The sequence below is a fragment of the Stenotrophomonas sp. STEN030 genome (genome assembly GCF_056759995.1).
Genome location: NZ_JBRREB010000045.1, coordinates 1 through 16,412 on the forward strand (window position 1 = coordinate 1; position 16,412 = coordinate 16,412).

At 63.6% G+C, this 16,412-nt stretch carries 16 protein-coding genes; 7 read left to right on the forward strand and 9 right to left on the reverse strand.

Annotated features, from left to right (window positions below):
* Positions 1-140 precede the first annotated feature (140 nt).
* From ACVOLR_RS15080 to ACVOLR_RS15095, 4 genes are all read right to left on the reverse strand, one after another.
* Positions 141-1,520 carry a hypothetical protein gene (locus ACVOLR_RS15080; RefSeq protein WP_481537151.1) on the reverse strand — a complete coding sequence of 460 codons (1,380 nt, stop codon included), beginning with the start codon at positions 1,518-1,520 and terminating at the stop codon, positions 141-143.
* 125 nt (positions 1,521-1,645) lie between these two features.
* Positions 1,646-2,596 (reverse strand): aspartate carbamoyltransferase catalytic subunit, encoded by a 951-nt coding sequence (locus ACVOLR_RS15085; RefSeq protein ID WP_481537152.1) that lies wholly within the window; start codon positions 2,594-2,596, stop codon positions 1,646-1,648.
* A 17-nt stretch (positions 2,597-2,613) separates the two neighbouring features.
* Positions 2,614-3,081, reverse strand: coding sequence for a Holliday junction resolvase RuvX (ruvX, locus tag ACVOLR_RS15090; protein ID WP_296251643.1), 468 nt, complete (start codon positions 3,079-3,081; stop codon positions 2,614-2,616).
* Positions 3,074-3,640 carry a YqgE/AlgH family protein gene (locus ACVOLR_RS15095; RefSeq protein ID WP_481537153.1) on the reverse strand — a complete coding sequence of 189 codons (567 nt, stop codon included), beginning with the start codon at positions 3,638-3,640 and terminating at the stop codon, positions 3,074-3,076. Before ACVOLR_RS15095 ends, ruvX begins: the two co-directional genes overlap by 8 nt.
* A 77-nt stretch (positions 3,641-3,717) precedes the next feature.
* Here ACVOLR_RS15095 and ACVOLR_RS15100 point away from each other — a divergent pair, with 77 nt between their 5' ends.
* Entirely contained in the window at positions 3,718-4,254 is a 537-nt protein-coding gene (locus ACVOLR_RS15100) for a DNA-3-methyladenine glycosylase I (RefSeq protein ID WP_481537154.1), read from the forward strand.
* A 293-nt stretch (positions 4,255-4,547) separates the two neighbouring features.
* On the opposite strand, the gene ACVOLR_RS15105 is transcribed toward ACVOLR_RS15100, so the two are convergent.
* Positions 4,548-5,678: a PilT/PilU family type 4a pilus ATPase gene (locus ACVOLR_RS15105; RefSeq protein ID WP_481530776.1), complete on the reverse strand. Its 1,131-nt coding sequence runs from the start codon at positions 5,676-5,678 to the stop codon at positions 4,548-4,550.
* A 112-nt stretch (positions 5,679-5,790) separates the two neighbouring features.
* On the reverse strand, positions 5,791-6,828 hold the full coding sequence (locus ACVOLR_RS15110) for a type IV pilus twitching motility protein PilT (RefSeq protein ID WP_296251652.1): 1,038 nt from the start codon (positions 6,826-6,828) through the stop codon (positions 5,791-5,793).
* 96 nt (positions 6,829-6,924) lie between these two features.
* Between ACVOLR_RS15110 and ACVOLR_RS15115 the strand changes: the two genes are divergently transcribed.
* The 5 genes from ACVOLR_RS15115 (at position 6,925) to ACVOLR_RS15135 (ending at position 11,321) form a co-directional block, all read left to right on the forward strand.
* Positions 6,925-7,587, forward strand: a complete 663-nt coding sequence (locus tag ACVOLR_RS15115; RefSeq protein WP_481537155.1) for a YggS family pyridoxal phosphate-dependent enzyme — start codon at positions 6,925-6,927, stop codon at positions 7,585-7,587.
* Between the two features lie 19 nt (positions 7,588-7,606).
* On the forward strand, positions 7,607-8,467 hold the full coding sequence (proC, locus tag ACVOLR_RS15120) for a pyrroline-5-carboxylate reductase (RefSeq protein WP_481537156.1): 861 nt from the start codon (positions 7,607-7,609) through the stop codon (positions 8,465-8,467).
* Between the two features lie 230 nt (positions 8,468-8,697).
* Positions 8,698-9,159, forward strand: a complete 462-nt coding sequence (locus tag ACVOLR_RS15125; protein WP_481537157.1) for a DUF4426 domain-containing protein — start codon at positions 8,698-8,700, stop codon at positions 9,157-9,159.
* 323 nt (positions 9,160-9,482) lie between these two features.
* Positions 9,483-10,832: a phosphatase domain-containing putative toxin gene (locus ACVOLR_RS15130; protein WP_481537158.1), complete on the forward strand. Its 1,350-nt coding sequence runs from the start codon at positions 9,483-9,485 to the stop codon at positions 10,830-10,832.
* A gap of 81 nt (positions 10,833-10,913) precedes the next feature.
* Entirely contained in the window at positions 10,914-11,321 is a 408-nt protein-coding gene (locus tag ACVOLR_RS15135) for a hypothetical protein (RefSeq protein ID WP_481511460.1), read from the forward strand.
* A 90-nt stretch (positions 11,322-11,411) separates the two neighbouring features.
* Here the strand turns inward: ACVOLR_RS15135 and soxR are convergent, their stop codons facing one another.
* Positions 11,412-11,846 (reverse strand): redox-sensitive transcriptional activator SoxR, encoded by a 435-nt coding sequence (soxR, locus tag ACVOLR_RS15140; protein WP_481537159.1) that lies wholly within the window; start codon positions 11,844-11,846, stop codon positions 11,412-11,414.
* Positions 11,847-11,920: 74 nt separating this feature from the next.
* On the opposite strand from soxR, the gene ACVOLR_RS15145 reads away from it, so the two are divergent.
* A complete protein-coding gene (locus tag ACVOLR_RS15145; RefSeq protein WP_481537160.1) occupies positions 11,921-13,282 on the forward strand; it encodes an MFS transporter in 1,362 nt (453 codons plus the stop codon).
* Positions 13,283-13,384: 102 nt separating this feature from the next.
* Here the strand turns inward: ACVOLR_RS15145 and ACVOLR_RS15150 are convergent, their stop codons facing one another.
* A complete protein-coding gene (locus ACVOLR_RS15150; protein ID WP_481537161.1) occupies positions 13,385-15,346 on the reverse strand; it encodes an esterase/lipase family protein in 1,962 nt (653 codons plus the stop codon).
* Positions 15,343-16,356, reverse strand: a complete 1,014-nt coding sequence (locus tag ACVOLR_RS15155; protein ID WP_481537187.1) for an Lnb N-terminal periplasmic domain-containing protein — start codon at positions 16,354-16,356, stop codon at positions 15,343-15,345. Before ACVOLR_RS15155 ends, ACVOLR_RS15150 begins: the two co-directional genes overlap by 4 nt.
* Positions 16,357-16,412: the final 56 nt, after the last annotated feature.

The window sequence follows — 16,412 nt, forward strand, 5'->3', positions numbered from 1 at the left end:
GCGTGGGGTGTCTTCAAGAGCGGCCGGGATTTCGATCCGACCATGCTGAGAGTAGGTCAAGCCTGCTTCCAGCAGGCTTGACCGCGAACATAGGATCTCGGCTCTACAGTGGGGCTTCACCTGCAATTCGAACCTGCGCTTCAAGGCGCCACTGGACGATGGTTCCAACGCCCTTCGGCATCCATTTCCAGACAGGTACCCGATCCGCTCGACGGGCAGGCATCCACCGCGTGAATCTGCTCCAACGGCACATCCAGCCGCCATGCCAGACCGTGCAGACCAATCGCATAGAAGCGCTGGTCATCTGCCACATGCACCCACAACGGGGCCTTCAGCTGCTGCGCGGCCAACTGCTGCACGGATGCCTCCGCCCAGCGCGCGCGACCGATAAGACCCGGGTGATCCAGCCAGCGCGTTCCAGCCACCGACACCCAGCACGACACTGCCATCAGCACCGCCACCAGCACAGCGACCCGGCGCCCTTGCAGCAATCGCGCCAGCACGATGGCGGGCAGGATCGCGGAAATCGCGGCGTAGTACTCGTAGCTGTTCCAGACCAATGGGAAGTAAGGTGCGTAGGCGACAACCGCAAACACCACCAGCAGCGCCCACTGGCGACGATCCAAACGCCGCCAGCCACCCTTGGATGCAGCCAACAACCAACTGACCATAACCGGGAAAGCCGCCAACAGCGCCCAGGCGGCGCCCTTCATCAGCTCGCCGGTGGCGATCATGCGCAGTGCCTCACGTGGCACATTGAGCAACCACGCACCGAAGGACGCACCGTTCTTGATCAGGTTGCCGCCAAAACCGTAGGCGTACTCCGGCGCAGGAGGCAGCGTGGCTTTCTGCCGCAGCAACAGCCAGATGCCAGCCAGCACGACGCATGACACCAGAATCAACCATTCGCCACGGCGCAAACGCGCGCCGGCGAACAGGCTGCAGATCAGCATCAGCACCGGCATCAGGATCGCCGACTCCTTGCTGAGCAAGCCGACAACCAGCAGACACGGCACTACCGCCAGCAACAACAGTCGTTTGCCTGCAGTCGCAGTGGAGGCTGCCAACCATGACGCCAGCAACAGCGTGGTAAACAGCACCAACAACGGGCTGTTGGCTGCAGCAACCCAATGCACCGTCAGCAGACTGACGGCCAGCACACCATAGAAACCCGTACTCAAACCCGCCACTGCCCAGCGCGCGGGCCAGCCGGCAACGCGTGCGATGGTGAGTCCCAATACGCCAACGCCAAGTGCCGCCAGCAACTGCAACACGAGCATGACCGAGTGCGCGACCAGCACGTTGCCGCCCATCACACTCTCAACCACACGCCACCACGCCGTCTGCGACAGCGGCCGCCAGAACAGTTCCGGCTGCAATGGCCAGAAGGTTTCCGACCACGGCTGGCTGGCCAGATTGGCCAAGCGCGCCGCATGCAGAAACACGTAGTCGTCACCCCAGAACGGGGTCCATAGCGCAGGCACCCAGATCACTGCGGCCAGCACCAGCAGCAGCAACATCGTCAGCAGGTCCGACCGCAGCGGCCGAGCTGTCACATTCGCATCCATACGTATTGTTCCTCAATGCTGCCTACGGGCAGAAGGGTTCTCAATGCGGCAAGGTCCAATGCCCTGCCGCAACCAGATCAGCCCAACAAGGTTTCCAGCACAGCCATGCGCACGGCAACGCCATTGGCGACCTGACGCAACACCCACGACTGCGGGCCGTCGGCCACTTCGTCGGTGACTTCCACGCCGCGGTTGATCGGACCCGGGTGCAGCACCGCTGCGTCCTTGGCCGCGCGCTTCAGGCGCTCGCTGTTGAGGCCGTACTGGGCGTGGTATTGCTCCAGCGATGGCACCAGGCCTTCTTCCATGCGCTCGCGCTGCAGGCGCAACATCATCAGCGCATCCACGCCTTCCAGCATCGCGTCGAAATCCTGGCCGACCACGCAACCATCAAGGATTCCATCCTCCGGCAGCAGCGATTGCGGACCGCAGACGCGGATCTCGCCAACACCCAGGGTGCGCATCGCCTGCAGATCGGTACGCGCAACGCGTGAGTGCTTCACGTCGCCGACGATCACCACTTTCAGCTTGGAGAAATCACTGCCCTTGGCCTGACGCAGGGTCAGCATGTCGAGCAGGCCCTGGGTCGGATGCGCGCTGCGGCCGTCGCCAGCATTGATCAGCGCGGTACCTTCGCCAGCCACACCAGCCAGTTCGGCCACGGCACCATCGTCCGGGTGGCGCACGATGAAACCACGCACGCCCATCGCTTCCAGATTCTTCAGCGTGTCGCTGGCGGTTTCGCCCTTGCGTGCGGAAGAGGTGGAAGCATCGAAATTCAATACGTCAGCGCCCAGCCGCTGCGCCGCCAGCTGGAACGAGCTGCGGGTGCGGGTCGAGGGTTCGAAGAACAAGGTGCATACGCCGGTACCGGCCAGCACCGTGCGCTTGTTGTTGATGCGACCGACCGCGGCATCGCGGATCTGGCCAGCACGGTCGAGCAGCTGCAGCAGGGTTTCCCGCGGCAACCCATCCAGGGTCAGCAGGTGGCGCAGGCGTCCTTGGGCATCAAGTTGCGAAGCGGTCATGGCAGGGTCTTCGACAGTCAGGAAATAGGGGTGGCTTCGTGCGGCGCCGATAACCAGCGCTCGATGATGACGGCGGCAGCGACGGCGTCGAGGTTGGCGGCATCGCGGCGGCGCTTGCGGCCTTCGGCGCGCTCCACGGCAAAGCGCTGCGCGGCCTCGACCGAGCTGGAACGCTCATCCACCAGCAATACCGGCACCTTGTAGCGCTGCTGCAGCTGCCGGGCAAAGGCATGCGCGCGCTTGCGGTTGGGCTGGTCTTCGCCTTCCAGGGTGAGCGGATCGCCGACGATCATGCCTTGCGGCCGCCATTCCTTGTGCAGCTTGTCCAGTGCGTTCCAGTCCGGGCCATTGCCATGCACATCGACGACCGCGATCGCACGCGCGCCGACGCCCAGTGAGCTGCCAATGGCAACGCCGATGCGGCGCGAGCCGACATCGAAGCCCAGTACCGTGCTGCTGGTGGAAAGTGTGTTGGACTCAAGCACGGCCGCTGTATCCGGTGACCAGGAACAGATCAACGCCGATGCGTGCGCCGGCCAACTGCCAGCGTTCGTCCAGCGGTGTTTCGAACAGCACGGCAGCGTCGGCGGGCACGGTCAGCCAGCTGTTCTCCGCCAGCTCCTGCTCCAGCTGCCCTTCACTCCAGCCGGCGCAGCCGAGCGTGACCAGCGCGTTGCGTGGGCCTTCGCCACGGGCCATGGCCTCGAGGATGTCGCGGGACGTGGTCAGGTACAGGCCATCGCCCACCTTCAGGCTGGAATCCCATGCGCGGGCGTCGTCATGGATGACGAAACCGCGTTCGGTGTGCACCGGCCCGCCATTGAGCACCGGCACGGCGCGCAGGTCGCCATCGTCGGTATCGATCGCCATCTGCGCGAACACATCGCCCAGGGTGAAATCGGAGAGCTGGTTGACCACGACGCCCATGGCGCCGTTTTCGTCGTGCTGGCAGATCAAGGCCACGCTACGCGCGAACTGGGGGTCGACCAGCGATGGCAAAGCCACCAGCAGGTGATTGGAAAGAGGTGGCGACAACGCAGACATGTCTGCATTCTACCGGCTGCAGCTGCCTGACGCTTCGCAGGGGCGATAATCGGGGCTTCCTTAACGCGGAGACGCCGATGACCTACTACTGTGATTTCGCCCCGGGCCACCCCGTGCACGGGCCGTACCACGAGAACGAGTATGGCTTCCCGCAGCGCGACGAACGCGAGCTCTTCGAGCGCCTGCTACTGGAAATCAACCAGGCCGGCCTGAGCTGGGAAACCATCCTGCGCAAGCGCGAGGGTTTTCGCAGCGCCTATAGCGGCTTCGACGTGGATGCGGTGGCGGCCTATGGCGAGGCGGATATCGCCCGCCTGCTGGCCGATGCCAGCATCATCCGCAACCGGCTCAAGGTGGCAGCGGCGATCCACAACGCGCAGGTAATCCAGGGCCTGCGCGCATCGCATGGCAGCTTCGCCGAGTGGCTGGATGCGCATCACCCGTTGCCCAAGGCGGACTGGGTGAAGCTGTTCAAGAAGACCTTCCGATTTACCGGTGGCGAGATCACCGGGGAATTTTTGATGAGCTTGGGGTATCTGCCGGGCGCGCACCGGGAGGATTGCCCGGTGATGGTGAAGATTGCGGCGATTGGGCCGGCGTGGATGGGACGGTAGTTCGCCCGGGCGCTGTTGACCTGAGCGCGAGCTGTAAGCAAAAGCAAAAGCACCCCTCCCCGGCCCTCCCCTTCGCTACGCGAAAGGGAGGGAGAAGAGCGGCCCCCGCTTTGGCTTGAGCTTGGCTTTGGCCCCTCCCTTTCGCGTAGCGAAGGGGAGGGTTCGGGAGGGGTGCTGTTGATGTTGATGTTGATCTTGATCTTGATCTTGATCTTGATCTTGTCCTCCCCCCAACCCCAAACAAAAAGCCGCCCCAAAAGGAGCGGCTTTTCAAATAACCAAACCCGCCAGACTCAGCGAACCTCGGCAATCTCCACGCCATCCAGACCCTGCGACAAGGTCTTGGCGTCGCCGCCCTGCGACAGCTTGATGCGCAGGCGCACTTCGTTCTGCGAATCGGCGTAACGCAAGGCGTCGTCGTAGCTGATCTCGCCGGCCTGGTACAGCTCGAACAGGCTCTGGTCGAAGGTCTTCATGCCCAACTGGACGGAATCCTTCATCACTTCCTTCAACTTGTGCACTTCGCCGTCGCGGATATAGTCCTGCACCAGCGGCGTGCCCAGCAGGATTTCCATCGCCACGCGGCGGCTCTTGCCGTCCGGGGTCGGCACCAGCTGCTGTGCGACCACACCCTTCAGGTTCAGCGACAAGTCCATCAGCAACTGGTTGCGACGGTCTTCCGGGAAGAAGTTGATGATGCGGTCCATCGCCTGGTTGGCGTTGTTGGCGTGCAGCGTGGCCAGCACCAGGTGGCCGGTTTCAGCAAACGCCACCGCGTGATCCATGCCCTCGCGGGTACGGATTTCGCCGATCATGATCACGTCCGGCGCCTGCCGCAGGGTGTTCTTCAGTGCTGCTTCCCAGCTGTCGGTGTCGATGCCGACTTCGCGCTGGGTGACGATGCAGCCTTCGTGCTTGTGCACGAATTCGATCGGGTCTTCGATGGTGATGATGTGGCCGGTCGAGTTCTGGTTGCGGTAACCGATCATTGCGGCCAGCGAAGTCGACTTACCGGTACCGGTGGCGCCGACGAACAGGATGATGCCGCGCTTGGTCATGGCCAGCGTCTTGACCACTGGCGGCAGGCTCAGCTCTTCCACGGTGGGAATGCGCGTCTCGATGCGACGCAGCACCATGCCTACCTGGTTGCGCTGGTAGAAGCAGCTCACACGGAAGCGGCCCACGCCGGATACACCGATGGCGAAGTTGCATTCGTGGGTTTTTTCGAATTCCTCGCGCTGCGCCGGTGTCATCACGTTGAGCACCATGTCGCGGCTTTGCTGCGCCGTCAGCGGTGTCTGGGTGATCGGCGACAGCTTGCCGTTGACCTTCATCGACGGCGGCATGCCGGCGGTGATGAAAAGGTCGGACGCCTTCTGGTGCGCCATCAGCTTGAGGAAGGAGGTGAAATCAATAGTGCTCATGTCTGGCTCCTGATGGAGAGCCGGGACAGGGCGTGGGATGACCCCATCGCGCCCCGTCGATTCCGGCTTTTGCGAATCCCGAATTCCGAATCTTCAATCCCGAAACCTGGAATTACTCGAACAGACGCTTGTCCTTGGCGTATTCCTTGGCCTGGTTGCGCGTGACCAAGCTGCGCTTGACCAGATCCTGCAGGTTCTGGTCCAGCGTCTGCATGCCCACCTGCTGACCGGTCTGGATGGACGAGTACATCTGCGCCACCTTGTCTTCGCGGATCAGGTTACGGATAGCCGGTGTCGCCACCATGATTTCGTGCGAGGCCACACGGCCACCACCAACGCGCTTGAGCAGTGCCTGCGAAATCACCGCACGCAGCGACTCTGACAGCATCGAGCGCACCATCGGCTTTTCGCCGGCCGGGAACACGTCGATGATACGGTCGATGGTCTTGGCCGCCGAGCTGGTATGCAGGGTGCCAAACACCAGGTGACCGGTTTCTGCCGCGGTCAGTGCCAGACGGATGGTTTCCAGGTCACGCAATTCGCCGACCAGGATGATGTCCGGATCTTCACGCAAGGCCGAGCGCAGCGCTTCGTTGAAGCCATGCGTGTCGCGGTGCACTTCGCGCTGGTTGATCAGGCATTTCTGCGAGGTGTGCACGAATTCGATCGGATCCTCGACGGTGAGGATATGACCGTATTCGTTCTTGTTGATGTGATCGATCATCGCCGCGAGCGTGGTCGACTTGCCCGAACCGGTCGGGCCGGTGACCAGGATCAGACCCTGCGGCTGCTCGATCAACTCACGGAAGATCGGCGGGCAGGCTAGGTCTTCCAGCGTCAGCACTTCCGAGGGAATGGTACGGAACACCGCACCGGCACCACGGTTCTGATTGAACGCGTTGACACGGAAGCGCGCCAGCGAGGGAATCTCGAACGAGAAGTCGACCTCGAGGAACTCTTCGTAATCACGACGCTGCTTGTCCGACATGATGTCGTACACCAGCGCGTGCACTTGTTTGTGGTCCAGAGCCGGGATGTTGATGCGGCGGACGTCACCGTCCACGCGGATCATCGGCGGCAAGCCGGCGGAAAGATGTAAGTCCGAGGCCTTGTTCTTGACCGAGAACGCCAAAAGTTCAGCGATGTCCATACGCGCTCTGTCCCCTGCGTTGCGAGTATATGTAAGGTGTTTCCCCTGGCGGGCAGTATAAGCCTTCCCACGTAAGAGGTAGATGCTTTGCAAACCGTGTCTTTGGCCACCCTCCGGCAGCAGATCGACGCTGCTTCCAGCCCCTCCCGGGCAGTCCGCCTGCTGGCCGTGTCCAAGCTGCAACCGGCCGCTGCGGTGGCCGCTCTGGCTGCCCAAGGACAGCGCGCCTTTGGTGAAAACTATGTGCAGGAGGCTGCCGCCAAGATCGCCGAGCTGGCCGAACTGGGCCTGGAATGGCACCTGATCGGCCACCTGCAGTCCAACAAGGCCGAGCTGGCCGCCCAGGTCTTCGACTGGGTGCAGACGGTGGACCGGACCAAGCTGGTCGGCGCCCTTGCCAAGCACCGCCCGGCCGCTTTGCCCCCCCTCAACGTGCTGATCCAGGTCAATATCGATGACGAGGACAGCAAGCACGGCTGCGCGCCGGACCAGGTCGCCGCTCTGGCCGATGCCATTGCCAGCGAACCACGGCTCTGTCTGCGCGGCCTGATGGCGATCCCGGCGCCGTTCCCGGAAGCGGCCAAGCGGCAGGCCGCGTTTGCACGGATGCAGGATCTGTTTACCGACCTCGCCGCGCATTACCCGCAGGTCGATACACTTTCGATGGGCATGAGCAGTGACTTTGCCGAAGCCATCGCCGCCGGCTCGACCATGGTCCGGGTCGGCACCGCCTTGTTCGGCCAACGCCCTTCCCTTTGATCGCACCGAGATTGGATTGATGACCAGCAGCCCGCACGCAGACCTCCCCGACACCCCGCTCCCCGACACTGATATCGCCTTCATCGGCGGCGGCAACATGGCGCGCAGCCTGATCGCCGGTTTGCTGCGACGCGGCATGGCCGCCAGCCGCATCCATGTCGCCGAGCCGGTCGCCGCCCTGCGCGAGGCGCTGGCCCAGGACTTCGGCGTGCAGACCTACAATGCGGCCGAAGCCGCCGCCGCCCACGCCGGTCTATGGCTGATGGCGGTCAAGCCGCAGGTGATGCGTACCGTCTGTGAGGCCTTGAGTCCGATCGCCGCCGCACAGCAACCGGTAGTCGCCTCGATCGCCGCCGGTATCACCGCCGCGCAGCTCGAGCGTTGGCTGGGTGGCAACCAGGCCATCGTTCGCGCCATGCCCAACACCCCCGCCCTGCTCGGCGCCGGCGTCACCGGCCTGTTCGCCAACCCGCGCGTCTCCGCCGCCCAGCGCGCGCAGACCGAACAGGTATTGGCCAGCGCCGGCCGCACCGTCTGGATCGAGAGCGAAGCACTGATGGATGCGGTCACCGCCGTCTCCGGCAGCGGCCCGGCCTATGTATTCCTGCTGGCCGAAGCGATGGAAGCTGCAGCGCTTGAACAAGGCCTGCCGGCGGATGCGGCGCGCACGCTGGTGCTGGACACCGTCCTCGGCGCCGCGCGCATGCTGACCGAAGCCGGTGAAGCCCCGGCCGAACTGCGTCGCCGCGTAACCTCGCCGGGTGGCACAACCCAGGCAGCCATCGAAACCTTCCAGGCCGGCGGCTTTGAAGCGCTGACCGCGAAAGCCATTGATGCGGCAGCGAAACGCGGTAAGGAACTGTCTGCTGCGAACGATTGAGCAACAAGAACTCTGCCAGTCGCCAGCAATGCCAAGCCCCTCTCCCCTTGTGGGGTGAGAGGGGCAGCTTGCGAACCACCGGTTCGCTGCCCATCGAACGCCCTTGCGCTGGCGCAAGGGCCGGGGCGCGGAGCGGGGGTTGGGGGGCAAGGCGAAGCCTTGTAGCTTTCGAACAATCAAGAAAGCCATTCCCTACACATCAACCAACACCGCAGCCCAGGAGCTCCACCATGCACCGGTTCGCCCTAACGCTGTCCTCCACCCTGCTACTCACCCTCGCCGCCTGTTCCGCACAACAAGCCCCGCAAGCAGCCGTCATCCAGCAATCGCAGCCCAGCCACGCCGACCTCGGCAAGCTGCGCGTGCACTACAACCTGCTGCCAACGCTGGCCATGAATGACGCAGTAGCCCGCAGCTACCAGGTGCAGCGCGAGGCCGACCGCGCATTGTTGGTGGTTGCACTACGACAACTGGAACAAGGCGAAGAGCTGCCGGCCGATGGCAAGGTACAAGCCATCGCCACCGACCTTTCCGGCAAGCGCCAACAGATTGACTTGCGTGCGGTGCGTACCGGTTCCTATACCGACCTGATCGGTGTGCTCGACGCGCATCCACGCGATCAACTGCGCGTGGATCTGCAGATAAGCGCGGACGCAGGTGCGGGAAACGTTCGCTTCGAACGAAATTTCTGAATCCCGCTGAAACAATAAGCATCGTCTTGTTTGTTGTTTCAGCGCCGTATTCCGCTTTGAAATGGCCCCGAAAAAAGCGCGCATTTCCTTTCCCAATCAACTCGATATGACATCGCGACCGACATCGCATTGCGGCGTGCAATGCTGATGTGCTTTGCCCGCGCACGTCGCAAAGTCAAATTGACATGTAAGTGATGCAAACGATACTGGCCGCCTTTCCAATTCCGCGCACGCTGCAGAAATGCCGCCAGCGTCGGACAAAGTGATGTCCCTTGCCAGCTGACAACTCCCCCTCATCGTTGCTGCAGCTGCAAGGCTGGGGCATGAGCCGTGGCCAACGCACCGTGTTGGCATCCATTGATCTGAGCATCAGCGGCAACGGCATCGTGGTATTGATGGGCCCAGGCGGCACCGGCAAATCCTCGCTGTTGCAGGCGCTTTCTGGCCAGGGAAACGCATACGGCGAACGCTGGGGCACACTGCTGTTTCAAGGCGCGCCGTTGGAGGCAGCAACACAACCGCCGGTACTGGTGCAACAGCACGCACGCGAACTCGGCTTCAGCGTGCTGGAAAACCTCAGCGCCGCGCTGCGCCCGCAATCAGGCAACAAGCCACAGGCAATACGCGAAGAAATCGACGCGCGCCTGCAGGCATTGGGGGCCACCGCCGTGGCCGCGCATCTGCAACAGCGGGTGATCGATCTACCACGCGGACTTGCCCGGCAAGTCGCCATCCTGCGCGCCGCCTTCAGCGGCAGCGCGATGTTGCTGATCGACGAGCCCACCAGCGAGCTGGAGCCTGCAGACGCCGAAGCAGTGCTCAAGCTGATTGAACGTCTGTCTGACAACCACTGCTGTCTGGTCAGCCTGCACCATCAAGGCCAGGCCCGACGTATAGCGTCGCGGGTGATCCTGCTGGCCGGTGGCCGTGTGCAGGTTGACGCACCTGCAGATGCGTTCTTTGCCAATAGCAGCCAACACCCGGTGCTGGCGCAGTTCCTGCGCACCGGCAGCTGCCATGTACCGGCGCCAGACGCACGCGCCGAAGAATTGGCCGATGGTGTGGCCGCACCTGCGCCAGTTGTCACTACTGAGAGAGCACCGAGCCGACCTGTCACTGCTGCGGCCGCAACTTCCATTCCTCGCCCAGCGCCGGTGCAGACACCTGCACCGGTCCGCCTGTCCGCCACGCCGTCACGGCGCGGCCCAAACGGCTTCCATTGGCTGGTGCCGGGCAAGCTCGCCGGCTGCCCGATGCCGGGCGTAGTCTTCGCCATCGATCACGATCTGGCGCTGTTGCGCGGCATGGGCGTGACCGTGCTGGTCAACCTCACCGAGCGCGAGATGTCCGCCGAACGGCTGGCACCCTACGGCCTGCGCAGCTATCACCTGGGCATCGTTGACCGCGGCGCACCGCCGTTGTTGTGGGCCAAGCTGCTGCTGGCCAAGATCGAGGTGATGTTGCGCGAAGGCGAAGTGGTTGCCGTGCATTGCCTGGCCGGGCTCGGCCGCACCGGCTTGGTGCTGGCCGCGTGGTTGATCCGCGAAGGGTTGACCGCCGATGAAGCACTGCGCCGTCTGCGCACGCTGGACCCGGGTTTCGTGCAGTCGCAGGAGCAGGAAGACCTGCTGCATGCGCTGGAAGAAAACCTGCTGATCCGCGCCTGCGATTGATCAAACCTTGAGTGATGCCGGGTCGCACTGCGGCCTTCGGGCATCGCTTTTCCTTTTCTCCCCCTTCCGCAAGGATCCCCCATGTCCCTCGACACCACCCTGCAGCAATCCGTCGCCACCATCCCCGAATGCCTGGCCGCCGGCTACGTTGATATCAGCTCCGGCATGCTGCTGTCGGTACGCACCGTCGACTCGCATCCGCGCGAAGTGTTGGATCTGGTCGCCGCCGCCACCGCCGATCTGTACCAGGGCCCGAACATCCGCAGCATCGAGCAGATGTTCCGCCGCGCACGCGGCCTGGAAGACCAGGAAGGCGCGCATTACTTCCAGGAAATCATCGTCAACAGCGAAAACCTGATCCACATCTTCATGCGCGGCAAGCGCTATCCGGATTACGTGATGGTGTTCGTCTGCCGCCGCACCGCCAATCTGGGTATGGTACTGACCCGCTCGCGTCTGGCGATGCCGCTGATCGAAGCGGAAATCTGATCCATCCGGGCCACGCGATGTGGCCCGGACTGCAAGCACTGCTGGTGTGTCGTCCGATACCCGGCAGCTTGCCGATGCCGTCTCGCAACGCTAGCCCACACGTTGCGGGCCTTCGCCGCGCTGCCCCAGCACATCCTGCGGATTCAGCAAACCACAGCGTTTGAGCGACAGACAGCCGCAGCCGATGCAATCGCTGAGCTGGTCACGCATGAACTGCAGCGTTGCGATCCGCTCATCCAGCTCCTTGCGCCAACGCGCTGACATCTTCGCCCAGTCAGCCTTGCTTGGCGCGCGCCCTTCCGGCAGTTCCGCCAGGCGCTCAGCCACTGCCTGCAATGGCATGCCCACCCGCTGCGCGGCCTGGATCAGCGCCAAACGCCGCAGCACATCACTCTGAAATCTTCGCTGGTTGCCGGCCGTGCGCTGGCTGTGGATCAGCCCCTTGCGTTCGTAGAAGTGCAAGGCCGATACCGCAATACCGCTGCGCCGCGCCACTTCCCCTACACTCAGTTCACGCGTAGACATCACTTGACCTAAACCTTGGTTGAGGTGTGATGCTGCACGCCCCCCAGCCGCAACTCAAGCAGCAGCGCCGCATCATGAGTTCTCCCAGCATCGCGCCGGCAGCACCGGCCAGCAGCTCCATCCTCGCCCCGCAGTACCGCGCCACCACCTTCGGCATGGTCGCCCTGATCTCGCTGATCGCCTTCGAGGCGCTGGCCGTGGCTGCGGCCATGCCCAGCGTGGCGCAGGCCTTGGACGGGCTGCGCCTGTACGCGCTGGCCTTCGGCGGTGCACTCGCCACCAGCGTGATTGGCATGACCTTGGCAGGCCGCATGTGTGACCAGCAAGGCCCGGCGCGGCCCTTATGGCAGGGCCTGGGCAGCTTCCTGATTGGTCTGCTACTGGCCGGCTTGGCACCGCGCATGGATGTATTGATCGTTGGGCGCCTGTTGCAAGGCGTCGGCATCGGCGCGATTTCGGTATCGCTGTATGTACTGGTGGCGCGCACCTATCCCGAAGCGCTGCGCCCCAAAGTGTTCGCCGCCTTCTCAGCCGGCTGGGTGGTGCCTTCACTGATCGGCCCCGGCCTGAGCGGCCTGATCGTGCAGCACCTGAGCTGGCGCTGGGTCTTCCTCATCGTGCCGGTGTTGGCCTTGCCGGCGGCCTGGCTGCTGTTGCCGGCCTTGCGCAGTACCCAAACCAGCATCCGTCGCGATGTCGAGCAGCGGCCAGTGGTGCGCTGGGCGATAGGCACGGCGCTGGCCGCACTGTTGCTGTATATCGGCGGACAGCTGCAAGGCGTACAGGCGCTGGCGGTCATGACGGCGGCAGTGATTGCACTGATCTTCTGTGCGCGTCATCTGCTGCCCAGCGGCACCTTGCTGCTGCGCCGTGGCCTGCCCAGCGTCATTGCCTTGCGCGGCATTGCCGCCTCGGCCTTTTTTGGCGCTGAGGCATTCCTGCCACTGCTGCTGCAGCGCGAGCGCGACCTGTCGCCGCTGTGGGCGGGCGCAGCGCTCAGCCTGGGCGCGCTGGGCTGGTTCTCCGGCTCGTGGCTGCAAGGTCACCAGCACTTCGGCTGGCGGCGCACGCACATGCTGCAGGTCGGCACCTGGCTGATGCTGGCCGGTCTGTTGATCACCGTGCTTACCCTGTATCCGGGCGTACCTTTGATGCTGGCGCTTGCCGGCTGGTCACTCACAGGACTGGGCATGGGCCTGATCTATCCCAGCCTGTCGGTGCTGACCTTGTCACTGTCGGCGCCGCACGAGCAAGGTGCAAACAGCTCGGCCTTGCAGCTGAGCGAAGGCATCGCGGTCGCCTCGACGCTGGCGATCTCCGGCTCGCTGTTCGCCGCGACGGTCGGCGGCAATGAAACCACCGGCTATCTGCTGTGCTTCGTGGTGACCCTGCTGTTGGCGGCGATGGCGACCATGGTTGGTCGCCGCATCGGCTGAGCAGCGTTCGATCACGCAGCTCAGCAACCTCCTGCGTCGCAGCTCTGTGCGACGATCTCCGGCTTGATCCAATGCCCGGGCTGCACGCAGCCCGGCGCAGGCTCAATGCGCGGCATCCACGCCTTCCACTTCCAGCAGGTCCTTGCGCAGGATGCGGCGCACTTCCAGCACCGCTTCCGGTGTTTCCTGCACGCTGTGGCCGGACACGATCACCTTCTCGGACAAGGCGCCATCCAGATGTGCGCTCCAGTACGGCACCAGCCCATCGTCGGACTGGGCGGTCGGCACCTCGGCTTTGCGCTTGGCGATGATGGAGTGGTATTTCAGGCCCGGCTGGATCGGCAGCGCCGAAGACGCCTCGATGAAGGGATCACTGGCCTTGAGGTTCTCGATGCTGTTGGTGATCACCGGCTCCTTGGGCTTCTTGCCATCGGTTTCGCCCGGGTCCTGCAGCGCCATGAAGGCATCACCGAAGGCACCAAGAATAGTCAGCGGCAAGCGTACCAGTCTGCCGATCAAACGGCCGAGCCGGTTGCCAGCGGCATCCGTACCCTTGTGCGGTGAAGCTAGGAAGATCGCTCGCTCCACGTTCGGCTGCGGGGTGAAGTGCAGCACCGGCCCGAGCTTGGCTTCCACCCGCGCCAAGCGCTCGCCCTGCAGGTTGTAGCGCTGGCGGGTGTTTTCCCACAGCACATCGCCCGAGTCACTTAGCATCAGCCGCGCGATCACCCCGCCCATGCTGTGGCCGATGAACACCATGTCATGCGATGCCGGCGCGGTGCCCTTGGGATCGAAGTGATGCAGCGTGCTGTTGAAGGCCTTGCTGATGGTGTACCGGTTCAAGGCGATCGGCGCATTGGTCGGGTAATACACCGACCACACTTGGTAATGCTCGCGCATCTCCTCATCGCCCATGATCTCGTTGGCCAGGTTCACCCAGGCCTCCGGGCTGCTGGCCAGACCGTGCAACATGAAGATGATGCGTTTGTTCGGATCGTAAGGCTGCATCAGATAGATATGCGGCTCGCGGATGCCAACGCCACGGCCGAACAGGGTGCGCAGCGATTCGGTGGCGAACCCGGACTGGGCAAGCCACAAGCCATAAGCCGCGGTGAAGTTGGCCGCCAGCGGCACTTCCTGGCCCCGCATCTGGATGCTGGTGAGATCGGGCGAATAGGCCTGCAGCTGCACATGGCGGGTAGCCAGCACTTCTTCCAGGGTGTTGCCGCTGAAGTTCAGCACGGCAGTGGCATTGATCGCCGGCATCTCGCTGTAGACCGGCAGCTGCTGGTTGCGCTCCTCCACTTCCAGCGCCTGCGCCAGCGTTGGTGCTTCCATCATCGCCACCAGCTCGGCACCAAAGCCATCGCGTCGATATGAGCTGCGCAAGCCGGCAAAGCTCACCGAGGACGCGGCTACCAGTTGCTTGGGCACTCCTTCCAGCTTGAGCCCGTCGAACTGCGAACTGATGGTCCAGTCATCCACCTGCACCGGCAGGTTGATGTCCTCACCTTCCAAGGCACGCGCGCGGGTGCGCTGGAAAACCACCGACGCGGCCTGCTCGGTGGCGTAGTTGTAGTAATCCCGCACCTGGGTAAGCCGGTCTTCCAAGGCGCGTTGCGCCGGGCTGCGACCGCTGAAGAACAGGTACAGATAGGAATAGCGCGCGGTTTCCAGCCAGGCATTCAGCGCGGCCGGCGGCAGCTCGATGGGCTCATTGCCCTTGGCCTTGGGCGTGAGCGCCAGGGCTTCCTGCATCCACAGCTCTGCCAAGGTGGACAGACGCTGCTCGGACTGCAGGCCGTCATTGGTGGTCACCGTCTGCCGGCAAGTGGGTAGATCCTTGCTGCAATCACTTTCGGTCAAACCAATGACCGACAGCGACTCCTGCGACAAGGCACTGAGCTTGCCGGTGCTGAGGATGTCGCCACGCTTGAGCATCACGTAATCGGTGTTGCTCACCGCTTTCATCTTCACCATGGCGCAGCCGCTGGACAGCAGCAACGCCATTACCGCGACCACCGGCAACAGCCGGCGTATCCATGTCTGCGGGTTGTGGGTCATGGGGTAGTTCCTGAGGCGGGAATGCCGGGTACGCCAGCGCGTATCCGGGAAGAGAAATCAGCCACATCGCCCGCTTCGCGTGCCCGCAGCGTTATACGCCCCGATTGTTGCAGAGTCGCCAGCGGCACGCCCGGGGTCAGCCCACCGACGTCAGCGGCGTACTCGGCCAGGTAACCGGAAGCCAGCAAGCGGTAATCCAGCGGCAGCTGGGGCTGGATGCGGCGCATCAGCTCGAACACCACCGTGGTGCAGTTGCTGGTCAGCGTGTTGTAGAAGCGGGGCTCCTTTTCAAGCAGCTGCGCGCGGTCCACATAGAAGCGCAGCAGATCGCGCATCTTGTCCCGGCTCAGCCCATGCAGGCGGTACAGATAGACATCCTCGCCGCGCACATTGCTACGCGTCAGCACGATATCGCGCTCGTCCGAGGCCACCAGCACCGCCTCGAACTTGCGGAAGAAGCCGCCCAGCGCCGAGAACGACTCGCCCTGCTCCTTGCGGATCTCCAGCGAGAACACCAGCTGGCGGCCATCGGCAAAACCGAACGAGACCAGCGTGTGCGCAATCGCCGGGCCCATCCAATAGGACAGGATCATGTCCACCGACTGCACCTGCGACAGATCGTACTCACGCGCCTCCCAGCGCACGTCGTAGTCGGTCTCGGTACGCCAATGGAAGTTGCGCACGTTGTCGATGATCAGGCGGTCGCCCTCGATGCGCGCATGCAGCGGCTGCGCCACGTCATCGGCCCAGGCCCGGTCCTGCTGCGGGTCGATCGTCGCCCACCAGATCAGCATCACCGCGAACAAGGCACCGAACACCGCCAGCGAATGCCAACGCCGTACCGGCCCAAAGCCTGCGCGGATCGCCCAGATACTGGGCACGCACCACACCAGGATCGCCACGACCTTGGCCACCACATTGCCAGGGAACTGGTACCACAGCGCAAACCCGCCCCAGATACCGATGCACAGACACAAGAACGCCAACAGGACCCGACCGACGCCACGCACAACACTGCCCAGACGCCGCTTCCCTACATTTGCCACTTCACTCTCCTGAAAGACCC